11 protein-coding genes and 1 other annotated feature are annotated in these 13953 nt (G+C 40.0%); all 11 genes read right to left on the bottom strand.

Annotated elements, in window-relative coordinates:
* Positions 1-116: 116 nt before the first annotated feature.
* Positions 117-3722, bottom strand: coding sequence for a DNA-directed RNA polymerase subunit beta' (gene rpoC / locus ACW2QC_RS14705; protein ID WP_457544712.1), 3606 nt, complete (start codon positions 3720-3722; stop codon positions 117-119).
* A gap of 91 nt (positions 3723-3813) precedes the next feature.
* Complete coding sequence (gene rpoB / locus ACW2QC_RS14700) at positions 3814-7350, bottom strand: DNA-directed RNA polymerase subunit beta (protein ID WP_457544711.1); 3537 nt, start codon at positions 7348-7350, stop codon at positions 3814-3816.
* 498 nt (positions 7351-7848) lie between these two features.
* Positions 7849-8451 carry a class I SAM-dependent methyltransferase gene (locus ACW2QC_RS14695; protein WP_457544710.1) on the bottom strand — a complete coding sequence of 201 codons (603 nt, stop codon included), beginning with the start codon at positions 8449-8451 and terminating at the stop codon, positions 7849-7851.
* A 91-nt stretch (positions 8452-8542) separates the two neighbouring features.
* Complete coding sequence (rplL, locus tag ACW2QC_RS14690) at positions 8543-8908, bottom strand: 50S ribosomal protein L7/L12 (protein WP_457544709.1); 366 nt, start codon at positions 8906-8908, stop codon at positions 8543-8545.
* A gap of 59 nt (positions 8909-8967) precedes the next feature.
* The gene (rplJ, locus tag ACW2QC_RS14685) at positions 8968-9468 is read right to left on the bottom strand and encodes a 50S ribosomal protein L10 (protein ID WP_457544759.1); all 501 of its coding nucleotides are present in this window, start codon (positions 9466-9468) and stop codon (positions 8968-8970) included.
* A gap of 97 nt (positions 9469-9565) precedes the next feature.
* Positions 9566-9713 (bottom strand) — a sequence feature (ribosomal protein L10 leader region).
* A 48-nt stretch (positions 9714-9761) separates the two neighbouring features.
* The gene (gene rplA, locus ACW2QC_RS14680; protein WP_457544708.1) at positions 9762-10454 is read right to left on the bottom strand and encodes a 50S ribosomal protein L1; all 693 of its coding nucleotides are present in this window, start codon (positions 10452-10454) and stop codon (positions 9762-9764) included.
* A gap of 234 nt (positions 10455-10688) precedes the next feature.
* A complete protein-coding gene (gene rplK / locus ACW2QC_RS14675) occupies positions 10689-11114 on the bottom strand; it encodes a 50S ribosomal protein L11 (protein WP_457544707.1) in 426 nt (141 codons plus the stop codon).
* Positions 11115-11293: 179 nt separating this feature from the next.
* A complete protein-coding gene (gene nusG / locus ACW2QC_RS14670; protein WP_457544706.1) occupies positions 11294-11827 on the bottom strand; it encodes a transcription termination/antitermination protein NusG in 534 nt (177 codons plus the stop codon).
* Positions 11828-12616: 789 nt separating this feature from the next.
* Positions 12617-12790, bottom strand: coding sequence for a preprotein translocase subunit SecE (gene secE, locus ACW2QC_RS14665; protein WP_457544705.1), 174 nt, complete (start codon positions 12788-12790; stop codon positions 12617-12619).
* A 35-nt stretch (positions 12791-12825) separates the two neighbouring features.
* On the bottom strand, positions 12826-12975 hold the full coding sequence (gene rpmG / locus ACW2QC_RS14660) for a 50S ribosomal protein L33 (RefSeq protein WP_457544704.1): 150 nt from the start codon (positions 12973-12975) through the stop codon (positions 12826-12828).
* A 227-nt stretch (positions 12976-13202) separates the two neighbouring features.
* Positions 13203-13853 carry an RNA polymerase sporulation sigma factor SigH gene (gene sigH, locus ACW2QC_RS14655; RefSeq protein ID WP_457544703.1) on the bottom strand — a complete coding sequence of 217 codons (651 nt, stop codon included), beginning with the start codon at positions 13851-13853 and terminating at the stop codon, positions 13203-13205.
* Positions 13854-13953: the final 100 nt, after the last annotated feature.

The raw sequence follows: 13953 nt of genomic DNA, 5'->3' as shown, positions 1-13953 counted from the left end.
AATATAGTACCATTCTCTTTTTTTAATGTCAACTTAAAGTTTACTATTTTTTGTGCTTCCGATTTTTCCATCACTTGTTTTGACTTGATTATTGTATTGTTAAGCGTAAGCGACTGTTATTGTACTATTTCCGTTTCTTCTTGTTCCTCTTCTTGTGGTTCATCTACAGCTGGTTCAATCTTACGGTATCGATCTATACCAGTACCAGCTGGAACAAGTTTACCAATAATAACATTCTCTTTCAGGCCTAAGAGTTCATCACGTTTTCCTTTTATTGCTGCATCTGTTAAGACACGGGTTGTTTCTTGGAAGGATGCAGCAGATAGGAACGAATCTGTTTCTAGTGATGCTTTAGTAATTCCTAGTAACACTGGTTTCCCTACAGCTGGCTGTTTACCTTCGTTTAAAACATTATAGTTAGCGTCTTTAAACTGATGAATTTCAAGCAATGAGCCTGGTAAAACATCTGTATCGCCATTATCCATAATACGTATCTTACGAAGCATCTGACGCACCATTACCTCTACGTGTTTGTCACCGATTTCTACCCCTTGCATGCGGTATACGCGTTGAACCTCACGTAATAAGTAATCTTGCACACCGTCTACACCTTGAACGCGTAAAAGTTCTTTAGGATCAACAGAACCTTCCGTAAGTTCCTGGCCAGCAATAACTTGATCGTCAAGTGTAACTTTTAATCGGGCATTGTATGGAACAGCGTAGGATTTCTCTTCTACATCACCTTGAATAACAATTTCTTGTTTATCTTTGACTTCCTTAATTTCTTTAACTGTTCCAAAGATTTCTGTGATAACCGCTTGCCCTTTCGGATTACGTGCTTCAAATAGCTCCTGGATACGTGGTAGACCTTGTGTAATGTCGTCTCCAGCAACCCCACCTGTATGGAATGTACGCATCGTCAACTGTGTACCAGGTTCGCCGATAGACTGTGCAGCGATTATTCCTACTGCTTCTCCAACCTCTACCTCTGCACCTGTTGCTAAGTTCCGACCATAGCATTTTTTACATACGCCATGTTTTGTATTACATGTGAAGGCTGATCTTATCGTCACTTGCTCGATTCCAGCCTCAACAATTTGTTTAGCTTGATCCTCAGACATAACAGTGTCATTTTCAACGATCACTTCGTTTGTTTCTGGATGACGGACCGTTTCAAATGCAGTACGACCTATTAAACGGTCAATTAATGGCTCGATCATTTCTGTACCATCCACTAATGAAGATACAGTCAAACCGCGATCGGTTCCACAATCTGTTTCCCGAACGATAACATCTTGAGCGACATCTACAAGACGTCTTGTTAAGTAACCAGAGTCCGCTGTTTTCAATGCGGTATCCGCCAGTCCTTTACGTGCACCGTGAGTAGAAATAAAGTACTCTAACACTGTAAGTCCTTCACGGAAACTTGACTTGATCGGCAATTCAATAATACGTCCGGCAGGGTTAGCCATCAAGCCACGCATACCCGCAAGTTGCGTAAAGTTTGATGCGTTACCACGTGCTCCAGAATCACTCATCATGAAGATCGGGTTTCTTTCATCCAATGACTGCATCAATTTATCTTGTATCGTATCTTTTGCTTGTGACCAAACTGCGATTACACGATCATATCTTTCCTCTTCCGTAATTAAACCTCTACGGAATTGCTTTAATACTTTATCCACTTTATTTTGAGCTTCTTCAAGAATTTCCTCTTTTTCTTTTAGTACAACGATATCTGATACACCAACAGTCATACCAGCTTTTGTTGAATAGCTGAAACCAAGGTCCTTCATACGGTCAAGCATTTTAGACGTTTCGCTAATTTTAAATTGCTTAAATACCTCCGCAATGATATCGCCTAAGAAGCCTTTTTTGAATGGTTTGATAATCTCGCGCTTTTTAATTTCCTCTTTAATGTCCGTCCCGCTTTCCACAAAGTATTTTTCGGGAGTACGAACCTCCAAGTTGCTTTTTGTTGGCTCATTAATATACGGGAACGAATCGGATAATATTTCATTGAAAATCAATTTTCCTACTGTTGTCAGCAATAATTGATTTTGTTGTTTTTCAGTGAACGTTTTGTTATTTACGCTTGATGCATGCACAGCAATTCTTGTATGCAAATGAACGTAACCATTTTGGTAAGAGATCATAGCCTCGTTAATGTCTTTAAATACAGTACCCTCACCAATTGCATTTTCACGCTCGAGCGTTAAATAATAGTTACCCAATACCATATCCTGTGATGGTGTTACGACTGGTTTCCCATCTTTAGGGTTTAGGATGTTTTGCGCAGCAAGCATTAAAATACGTGCCTCTGCTTGTGCTTCAGCAGATAATGGTACGTGTACTGCCATTTGGTCACCGTCGAAGTCAGCATTGTATGCGGTACATACTAATGGATGCAAACGGATCGCACGGCCTTCCACAAGTGTTGGTTCAAACGCTTGAATACCTAAACGGTGCAATGTTGGTGCACGGTTAAGTAAGACTGGATGTTCTTTAATTACTTCTTCCAATACATCCCAAACTTCTGGATGAACACGCTCGATTTTGCGCTTTGCCGATTTAATATTGTGTGCCAAACCTTTTTCCACAAGTTCCTTCATAATAAATGGCTTAAATAATTCTAATGCCATTTCTTTCGGGAGACCACATTGGTACATTTTTAGGTGCGGTCCAACAACGATAACGGAACGACCGGAATAATCGACACGTTTTCCTAGTAAGTTTTGACGAAAGCGACCTTGTTTCCCTTTCAACATATGTGACAAGGATTTTAATGGTCGATTACCAGGTCCTGTAACCGGACGACCACGGCGACCGTTGTCAATTAAAGCATCAACCGCTTCTTGAAGCATTCTTTTTTCGTTTTGCACGATAATACTTGGTGCACCAAGATCTAACAAACGTTTTAACCGATTATTTCGGTTAATAACACGTCGATACAAATCATTTAAATCCGAAGTAGCAAAACGTCCGCCATCAAGTTGAACCATTGGTCTAATTTCTGGTGGTATTACAGGTAATACGTCCATAACCATCCACGATGGATCATTCCCTGAATTACGGAATGCTTCCAAAACTTCCAAACGTTTAATTGCGCGCGTCCTGCGTTGTCCGTGTGCAGTTTTAAGCTCTTCTTTTAACATATCGACCTCTTTTTCAAGATCGATATCTTCAAGAAGTTTACGGATTGCTTCAGCGCCCATTTGTGCTTTAAACGTTTTACCGTATTTATCATAGTAAGCACGGTATTCCTTCTCAGATAGCAACTGTTTCTTTTCCAATGGCGTATTCCCTGGATCTGTCACAATGTACGCAGCAAAATAGATAACTTCCTCTAGCGCGCGTGGCGACATATCTAGCACAAGTCCCATTCTGCTCGGAATACCCTTGAAGTACCAAATATGTGAGACTGGTGCAGCAAGTTCCAAGTGTCCCATACGTTCACGACGTACTTTTGCTTTTGTTACTTCCACACCACACCGATCACATACGACACCTTTATAGCGTACACGCTTATACTTTCCACAATGACATTCCCAGTCTTTTTGCGGCCCAAAAATCCGTTCACAAAAAAGACCATCCTTTTCAGGTTTTAACGTACGGTAGTTGATTGTTTCTGGCTTTTTGACCTCGCCATATGACCAAGAGCGAATTTTCTCAGATGAAGCCAAACCAATTTTCATATACTCAAAGTTATTTACATCTAGCAAGGGGCCTACCTCCCTTTTAGTGTCCGATTTTACTATTTATGATAAGACAGAGAAGTTGGCCCTGCTTTGAGCCAACACTCTGTATTTGCTTTTAGTTTTGTTCAACTTCTAAGTTAAGTTTGCTCGCTGCTTGTGTTTCCTCTTCCTCAATATCACGCATTTCAATTTCTTCTTCATCACTTGAGAGGATTTTAACGTCTAACCCAAGACTCTGAAGCTCTTTAATCAATACTTTGAATGACTCAGGAACTCCTGGCTCTGGGACGTTATCGCCTTTAACGATTGATTCGTACGTTTTGACACGGCCTACGACATCATCGGATTTAACCGTTAGGATTTCCTGAAGTGTATATGCGGCACCATAAGCTTCAAGTGCCCAAACTTCCATTTCACCAAATCGTTGTCCACCAAACTGTGCTTTACCACCAAGTGGCTGTTGGGTAACAAGTGAATATGGTCCAGTTGATCTTGCGTGTAATTTATCGTCAACCATGTGAGCCAGTTTAATCATGTACATAACACCGACAGATACTCGGTTATCAAAAGGCTCCCCTGTTCTTCCGTCATACAATATGGTTTTTGCGTCTTTTGGCATGCCGGCTTCTTCTAATGTTTCCCAAACATCTTCTTCTCTTGCACCATCAAATACTGGTGTTGCTACATGAATGCCTAATTGCCTTGCCGCGATTCCTAAGTGTAGCTCAAATACCTGTCCGATATTCATTCTTGACGGAACACCTAGTGGGTTAAGCATAATGTCTACCGGAGTCCCATCTGGTAAAAATGGCATATCTTCTTCAGGTAATATTTTTGAAATAACACCTTTATTACCATGACGCCCAGCCATTTTATCGCCTTCATGTATTTTACGTTTCTGAACGATATAGACACGAACAAGTTGGTTCACACCTGGTGGTAGTTCGTCACCATCTTCTCGATTGAAAATCTTAACATCTAGGACAATTCCACCTGCACCATGTGGTACACGTAAAGATGTGTCCCTAACTTCCCGAGCTTTTTCACCGAAAATTGCATGCAGCAATCGCTCTTCTGCAGATAATTCAGTAACGCCTTTTGGTGTCACTTTACCTACTAAGATATCCCCGTCTGAAACCTCCGCACCAATACGGATGATTCCTTGTTCGTTAATATTTTTTAATGCATCTTCCCCAACGTTCGGAATATCTCTAGTGATTTCCTCAGGTCCAAGCTTTGTGTCACGAGATTCTGACTCGTATTCTTCAATGTGGATGGATGTATAAACGTCATCTTTCACAAGACGTTCACTCATAATAATCGCATCCTCATAGTTATAGCCCTCCCAAGTCATAAAGGCAACTAACGGGTTACGTCCAAGCGCTAATTCTCCATTTTCCATTGATGGACCGTCTGCTAGGATTTCACCTTTTGTTACACGATCACCCGCACTAACAATCGGACGTTGATTATAGCATGTTCCTTGGTTGGAACGAATGTATTTTTGCATTTTGTAACGATCTAAATCACCTTTAACTTCTTTTCCGTCTACTTCAGATACACGGCGGACAAGAACTTCTTTCGCCTCTACATGTTCAACAATTCCGCCATGCCGGCAAATGATTGCAGCACCCGAATCTTTTCCTGAAACGTACTCCATACCGGTTCCAACAAGCGGTGCCTCCGGATTCATCAACGGTACTGCTTGTCGTTGCATGTTTGCACCCATTAATGCACGGTTCGAGTCATCGTTTTCCAAGAACGGAATACACGCAGTCGCTGCCGAAACAACTTGTTTAGGGGATACGTCCATATAATCAATACGGTCCCTTGGTACAGCGGTGTTTTCCCCGCGGAAGCGTGCAATTACTTCCTCATCTTCAAAGCTTCCATCTTCATTCAGATGAGCATTTGCTTGTGCTACAACATAATTATCTTCTTCATCCGCCGTTAAATAATCAATTTTGGCAGTAACCTTACCTGTATCAGGATCTACCCTGCGATATGGTGTTTCAATAAAGCCAAACGTATTTACTTTAGCGTAACTTGATAAAGAGTTAATCAATCCGATATTCGGTCCTTCAGGTGTCTCAATTGGACACATACGGCCATAGTGGGAATAGTGTACGTCACGCACCTCAAAGCCCGCACGTTCACGTGTCAATCCTCCAGGCCCAAGCGCTGACAAACGACGCTTGTGGGTTAATTCAGCTAATGGATTGGTTTGATCCATAAACTGTGATAACTGCGAACTACCAAAGAACTCTTTAATAGATGCAATAACCGGTCGAATATTGATCAACTGTTGCGGAGTAATGCTTGACGTATCCTGAATTGACATTCGCTCACGTACAACACGTTCCATACGTGACAAACCAATGCGAAATTGGTTCTGTAGCAATTCACCAACAGAACGCAATCTTCTGTTACCCAAATGATCAATGTCATCTGTATCGCCAACTCGATGTAATAAGTTAAAGAAATAGCTGATTGCAGACAAAATATCAGCAGGCATAATATTTTTTACGCCTTTATCAATCCCAGCATTTCCAATAATATTTAATTCTCTTTCCCCGCTTGGGTCTGTTGGATCAACAATTTTTACCGACTGTACGCGGATTGGGTCTTCCAGCACCCCGTCATGTGGTTCAAGTATTTTTTCACCAAGCATATCCTCTTCCTTTTCAAGATAAGGAAGTAGTTTGTTTAGTAGTTTTCGTTCTAATCTATCACCTTTTTGTGCTAGTACCTCACCAGTTTCCTGATCAACAACTGTTTCAGCTAACACTTGGTTAAACAAGCGATTTTTGATGTGCAGCTTTTTGTTCATTTTATAACGACCAACATGTGCTAGGTCATAACGTTTAGGATCAAAAAAGCGGGAAATCAATAGACTTTTCGCATTATCAACGGTAGGTGGTTCTCCAGGGCGTAACCGCTCATAGATTTCCAACAATGCTTTTTCCGTTGTTTCTGTATTATCTTTGTCTAATGTGTTCTTCAGATATTCATTTTCGCCGATTATATCCATGATTTCCTGGTCTGTACCAAATCCAAGCGCACGTAATAACACGGTAATTGGTAATTTACGTGTTCGGTCGATTCGGACATAAGCAACATCTTTCGCATCTGTTTCAAATTCCAGCCATGCACCACGGTTTGGAATCACAGTTGCGGTAATGCCTCTTTTACCGTTTTTATCAATTTTTTCGTTATAATAGACACTAGGAGAACGAACAAGTTGTGATACAATAACACGTTCTGCCCCATTAATAACAAATGTACCTGTATCTGTCATTAGTGGAAAGTCTCCCATAAACACTTCTTGCTCTTTCACTTCACCGGTTTCATTGTTAATTAAACGAACCTTCACACGAAGCGGAGCATTATACGTTACATCCCTTTCCTTGGATTCATCCACAGGATATTTAGGTTCACCTAAACTATAATCAACAAACTCCAATGATAGGTTACCCGTGAAATCCTCAATCGGCGAAATATCCTGAAACATTTCCCGTAAACCCTCTTCTAAAAACCATTGATAAGAAGCGGTTTGAATTTCGATTAGATTCGGTAATTCTAATACCTCACTGATGCGCGCATAGCTCCTGCGTTGGCGGTGCCGTCCATATTGAACTAGTTGACCTGTCAACTGCTTCACCTCTCAAATCAAGCATTTTTCATAGACATTTCTTGAAAAATGACTATTATATTAGAAAAACGTAAGCTGAAATGCTATGAATCATTTCAGTCATGTTTTTCGGATCCTAAAATTGTAGTTAAATGTTCCTAGAAATTCTAATTGCTAAACATGCTGAACAAACTTGTAATCAAGGTAATTACAAGTACCATTACCATCCATTCCTCTTTCACATAAAATTAGAATGATATTGTATCTTTTTCATCAGTAGGGAATCAACCATTTAAAGATGAAAAATAGAAAAAAGGCTTTTCAGTTAAAAAACCTTATACATCATTTCTCATTTTGGTCGTCAAGAATTTATACGATTTTATCATTGTCTCCGTTTACCGATGAAATATACGTTTCATTTTTCACGAAAATTCCCCTTGACAAAGGAAGTCCCATGTTAGCATTTTATTATAATATCATAAGAGTATCGCAAGGTCAAACCAAAAAGCTGATATGATGTTATATTTTCTTAGCGTGTAAAATGAAATACCCTTTTGAACGTGCAACAACCTCTACATTACCAAAAAGTGCTTGTAGTTTATCCTTGGCTGATGGTGCACCTTGTTTCTTTTGAATAACAACCCATAATTCACCGTGATCCATTAATGCAAGCTTACTTTCTTCAAACATCGCATGAACAATCCGTTTGCCTGCCCTTATTGGGGGATTTGTGATAATGGCAGCGAATTTCCGATCCGTCAGACGTGAAAATCGATCACTCTCCACGAACTCAACATTGCGAACATTGTTATGCACTGCATTTTCTTTCGCCAACTTTAACGCTCGTTCATTGATATCCGCCAACATAACATTCCGATCTCGAAAATTATTTGCCAAGGTAATTCCAATTGGTCCATACCCGCAACCGAGATCAAGCAAATCACCGGCTATATTAGGTTCTACAAATTGTTCAATAAGTAGCTCGGAACCAAAATCAACATCATCCTTCGAAAACACACCATGGTCACTTGTGAATGTATAGTTTTTTCCTTTTAATTGATATTTCCATGTCTTGGGTGAACTTTTAGATTGGGGTTTTTGTGAAAAGTAATGCTCAGACATTTGGGCACCCACTTTGTTATAGTGTTTAAAACCAAAGAAGATAAACTAATATATTGAAAGCTCGCCGTTAATCCGACGAGCTTTCCTATTATTACTTAACTTCGACTGTTGCTCCAGCTTCTTCAAGTTTGCCTTTAACTTCCTCAGCATCCTCTTTAGAAACGCCTTCTTTAATTGCTTTAGGAGCGTTATCTACCAAGTCTTTAGCATCTTTCAAGCCAAGACCAGTGATTTCGCGTACTGCTTTAACAACTTTAATTTTTGATGCGCCGGCACTTTCAAGTACTACATCAAATTCAGTTTGCTCTTCAGCAGCATCTCCACCTGCTGCTCCTCCTGCTACTGCAACTGGTGCTGCAGCAGTTACTCCGAATTCTTCTTCGATCGCTTTAACTAGATCGTTTAAATCTAAAACTGACATTTCTTTAATAGCATCGATAATTTGCTCTTTAGTCATGATTTATTTCCTCCTAATTTCGATTAATTTCGTGTATTTTTTATAACGACAGGCACAAATTATGCACCTTGTTCTTCTTTTTGTTCTGCAATAGCTTTTGCAGCGTAAGCAAAGTTGCGTACAGGTGCTTGAAGCACGCTAAGCAACATAGATACCATACCATCGTAATTTGGCAGATTACCAAGTTCTGTGATTTGATCAAGTGTAGCAATCTTGCCCTCAATTACGCCGCCTTTTATTTCTAATGCATCATGTTCTTTAGCGAAGTTGTTCAAAATTTTCGCTGGCGCTACCACATCATCATTACTGAATGCGACTGCTGTAGGCCCAACCAAAACATCCGACAATTCGCCCAATTCTACTGAATCTGCCGCACGACGTGTCATGGAGTTTTTGTAAACTTTGAAATCAACACCAGCTTCGCGAAGTTGTTTACGTAGTTCTGTAACTTCAGCGACATCAAGGCCACGATAGTCGACTAATAATGTAGATTGGCTAGCTTGAAATTTATCAGCAATTTCTTTTACTAGTTGTTTTTTACTCTCAATAATTCCAGACATTGTTCCACCTCCTATTAGTTTTCTCATTATACCGGACTCGAAAACGCAAACTGCATACCCAATCGAAACTCAAAGGGAAAGAACAGTTCCGCTAGACATCAAGATAGATAAAGCCTCCATGTAGACATGGAGGCTTTTATAACAAACGATAATCAAAGATGATCTTATTTGTCTTCTAAACACCTCGGCAGGAAATTAAGCGAACAATTCGCACCTACTGTCTACGGTACAACGTATTTATTTTCATAACGAAACTTAGTATACCTAATAGCGGTTTAAAAGTCAACAAAAAATTAGCGGTAATTAGATACGTCCACTTTGACTCCAGGTCCCATTGTTGACGTCACGGATGCATTACGCATGTAAACACCTTTTGCTGCTTGTGGTTTTACTTTTACTAATTGTTCCGTAATAGCTACAAAGTTATCAACTAATTTTTCATTATCGAAAGAGATTTTTCCAACAGGTACATGGATATTTGAAGACTTATCTACACGATATTCTACCTTACCTGCTTTAATTTCTTTCACAGCCTTTTCTACTTCAAATGTAACAGTTCCAGTTTTAGGGTTAGGCATTAATCCTTTAGGTCCTAAAACACGACCAAGTTTACCAACCTCAGCCATCATGTCTGGAGTCGCTACGATTACATCGAATTCAAACCAACCTTGATTGATTTTATTGATTAGTTCTTGGTCACCAACATAGTCCGCACCAGCTGCTTCAGCTTCTTTCGCTTTATCACCTTTAGCAAATACTAGAACACGTTGAGTTTTACCAGTACCATGTGGTAATACCATTGCACCGCGGATTTGTTGATCTGCTTTCTTCGGATCTACACCCAAACGAAATGCAGCTTCAACTGTTTCGTCAAATTTTGCTTTTGCGGTTTCTTTTACTAACGCAATAGCTTCTTCTACTTCATATGCTTTTGAACGATCAACAAGCTTCGCAGCCTCTTGATACCTTTTACCTTTTTTAGCCATTTTACTTCCTCCTCAGGTTGTGGTTTATAGCGGTAATACCTCCCACTTTAAGAAAAACGCCTATCTGCGTCTTTCTTACAGAAGCCAGAGGTCAGAAGTCGGATTGGAAGAAATCAGCGGATAGCCGGTTTCATTATCTAACTTCCCTCCGACCTTCGTTGCAATTATTCACGAAAAAGGTTGCGAAGGATGGAAGCCCATTATCGCAACCTGTACCGTTAAAAATGGTGAGCATTAGTCCTCGATCGTAATACCCATGCTTTTTGCAGTTCCTTCAACCATGCGCATCGCTGCTTCTACATCAGCAGCGTTAAGGTCAGGCATTTTAGTTTCCGCAATTTCTTTTACTTTATCGCGTTTTACTGTTGCGACTTTATTACGGTTTGGCTCACCTGATGCAGTTTCAATGCCAGCCGCTTTTTTCAATAGTACAGCTGCAGGTGGAGTCTTAGTAATAAATGTAAATGAACGGTCTTCAAAAACCGTGATTTCAACCGGAATAATCATACCAGCTTGGTCTTGCGTGCGCGCATTAAATTCTTTACAGAATCCCATGATGTTCACACCTGCTTGACCTAATGCTGGCCCTACTGGTGGCGCCGGATTTGCTTTACCAGCCGGGATTTGCAATTTTACTAACTTGATTACTTTTTTAGCCACGAGACACACCTCCTTAAAGTCCGTGATGTGGTAATAGGGGATTACCCCTCCCACTCATTATTAACCCTTCTCCTCTAAAGCTTGAGGACATAATTAACAAAAGAATTTTAGCATGAATAAGCAAATAATGCAAGGTTTTGTCTTGATTTTCCTTTTCAATACTTTTCGTCTAGTTGATTTTACAGTTTTTCAATTTGAGAAAAATCCAATTCAACTGGTGTTTCCCTACCAAACATATTAACATGCACTTTCACTTTTTGCTTATCGAGGTCCATTTGTTCTATCGTTCCCGTAAAGTTTGCGAAAGGGCCATCTGTGACCGTTACATTTTCTTTGATTTCAAAATCAACTTGAGCAACCGGCTCCGCTACACCCATACGTTTTAACACGGCATCCACTTCATCCGGTAATAACGGCGTCGGCTTCGATCCATGACCGCTTGACCCAACAAATCCGGTTACACCTGGTGTATTTCTAACAACATACCACGAATCGTCCGTCATAATCATTTCCGCTAATACATAGCCAGGGAAAAATTTCTTTTTGAGTACTTTCTTTTTGCCGTTTTTAATTTCAGTTTCTTCGTCCTCTGGAACGATCACACGAAAAATATTATCCTCCATGCCCATTGATTCTACACGTTTTTCTAAATTTGTTTTTACTTTGTTCTCATACCCGGAATACGTATGAATAACATACCAATTTTTCTCCATTCAAACAGGACAATTTGGCTTGTCCTTCCCTCCCTTTTGATTAAATACTTCATTACATCCTACAATAATCAACCAGTGTTACAGCTGGACATATCAAATGATAACCCTGAAAATTATATACTTTTCTAAGGTTGTTTTCTAAAAGATTGGGACTGCGATTACTCGCCCCATCGAAGACATTTGTTGTTTTTTACACAATAGATATAAACTGCGACGTAACTGCTGGGATCTTTTCTATAAGTACGTGCATTTCCCGCCGTCCGGGATCGCTCCGGGTGGATGCTTTCCGCGGGCACGGCCTCAGCCTCCTTGCCCCGGCGAGGGGTATGTCGACGTTGTCCGCAAAGGGCGGTTTTAGTCGACCCTCCTTTTCAAACCACTCTTTGGTGTCTTCGGACACGTGCTGTTCCCGCAGGAGTCACCACCCTCCACTCACCCGGACTAGTGAAGTGGTAGGATAACACTCACTACTACGGTTAATGGCAGTAAATGTAATACCAGCGAAGGAAATACACGTAGACTCCTGGGGGAGGAAAGGCATCGGTGAGACCCCGCAGAGCGACAGCTCGAGGAGGCTCAACAGCCGCCCCTGGAAAGCGAAGTGTATTTCCGTAGCGGTAATTAGTGCACAGTTTCTATCAACTACGAAATTTTAAAAGCGATAGAACATTACAAAAAGGGCCTTTTCTTAAGTGTAAAAAAACAATATTAAAAAACCCGTTGAAGCGGGTTTTTGTAGAAAGTATTATTTATTTTTCATTATAGCATAAATATATCATTAATATTCATTTAAAACAATTCTAATATCTGTGTAATTCCAAGATCGACTAATGTAAAAAAGACTGCGACAAACGCAACAGTTGCTATAACCGTTATCGTATAACTTGTTAACTCTTTTCCCTTAGGCCAACTAACCTTTTTCATTTCCCGAGACACATTTTTAAAGAACTTAAAAATATTCATGTTTGTACCCCCCAAACTAATCCCAACCACGTGTCTTATTTTGTTTCACGATGCAATGTATGTTTTCCGCATGTTTTGCAATACTTACGCACTTCCAAACGTACAGGTTGTGTGGTTACATTTTTATTCGTTGTATAATTCCGACTCAAACATATTGCACACGCTAGTGTGATTTTTTTATTCATCATTTCACCCCAATGGAGGGTTCTCTTTTAAAAGTAAAGAAAGTATAATTTAAATTAGGCGTGTGGCGTAATAGTAGAATCAGCCACGGCCCGGTCCAGCCAATACGGGCGCTTGCGCTTTTGTACCTATCCAAAATCTATAATAAGATGCAGATATAATTATGATCCGCTTTTATTCTGATTAATAATGTAGCACTCATGCAGGGCTATGTCAACGTTAGCCGACACTATAAAGTTATTTCGTTTGATTCAAGTAGTTGCTCTAATTTACGCTTCACCCGCTGCAATGCATTATCTATCGATTTGACATGCCGTTTTAATTCGACAGAAATTTCCTGGTATGTTTGACCATCTAAATATAAATTCAATACTTTCCTTTCCAACTCGCTTAATAATTCAGATAATTTATCTTCCATATCCCCATACCGTTCTCTATTCACTAATAATTCCTGAGGATCAATTGCCTTTGAACCAGCAATCACATCCAATAAAGTTCGGTCCGATTCTTCATCGAAAATCGGCTTGTCCAGAGAAACATATGAATTTAAAGGTATATGCTTTTGTCTTGTTGCGGTTTTAATTGCTGTAATAATTTGCCGGGTTATACATAGCTCCGCAAATGCTTTGAATGACGATAGCTTGTCCTCATCAAAATCCCGAATTGCTTTATAAAGTCCAATCATACCTTCCTGCACTATATCTTCTTTATCTGCACCAACTAGAAAATAGGTACGTGCTTTAGCGCGCACAAAACTTCTATATTTGTTGATCAAGAAATCAAGCGCATGGCTATTACCGTCCTGGATCAATTGGATGACCTCATCATCATCAAGCATATGCAGGCTTCTATTATCTGTCTCTTTTAGCTTGACACTCACCAAGTATGACCCCCCGACTATCAACAGTCCATTTAGCATTAGTATATCGTAACCGTTTGCAAACTTCAACAGTAGAAAGAGGCGAAGTGGTAGGATCTAA

It is taken from the genome of Virgibacillus sp. FSP13 (assembly GCF_054048505.1).
This window is presented reverse-complemented; position numbering and strand designations above follow the sequence as displayed.

Bases quoted from the DNA above. Each gene is read 5' to 3' on its own strand.
- rplJ (WP_457544759.1), bottom strand. From the start codon at position 9,468: ATGTCTGGAATTATTGAGAGTAAAAAACAACTAGTAAAAGAAATTGCT.
- nusG (WP_457544706.1), bottom strand. From the start codon at position 11,827: ATGGAGAAAAATTGGTATGTTATTCATACGTATTCCGGGTATGAGAAC.
- rplL (WP_457544709.1), bottom strand. From the start codon at position 8,908: ATGACTAAAGAGCAAATTATCGATGCTATTAAAGAAATGTCAGTTTTA.
- rplA (WP_457544708.1), bottom strand. From the start codon at position 10,454: ATGGCTAAAAAAGGTAAAAGGTATCAAGAGGCTGCGAAGCTTGTTGAT.
- secE (WP_457544705.1), bottom strand. From the start codon at position 12,790: ATGAATATTTTTAAGTTCTTTAAAAATGTGTCTCGGGAAATGAAAAAG.
- ACW2QC_RS14695 (WP_457544710.1), bottom strand. From the start codon at position 8,451: ATGTCTGAGCATTACTTTTCACAAAAACCCCAATCTAAAAGTTCACCC.
- rpmG (WP_457544704.1), bottom strand. From the start codon at position 12,975: ATGAATAAAAAAATCACACTAGCGTGTGCAATATGTTTGAGTCGGAAT.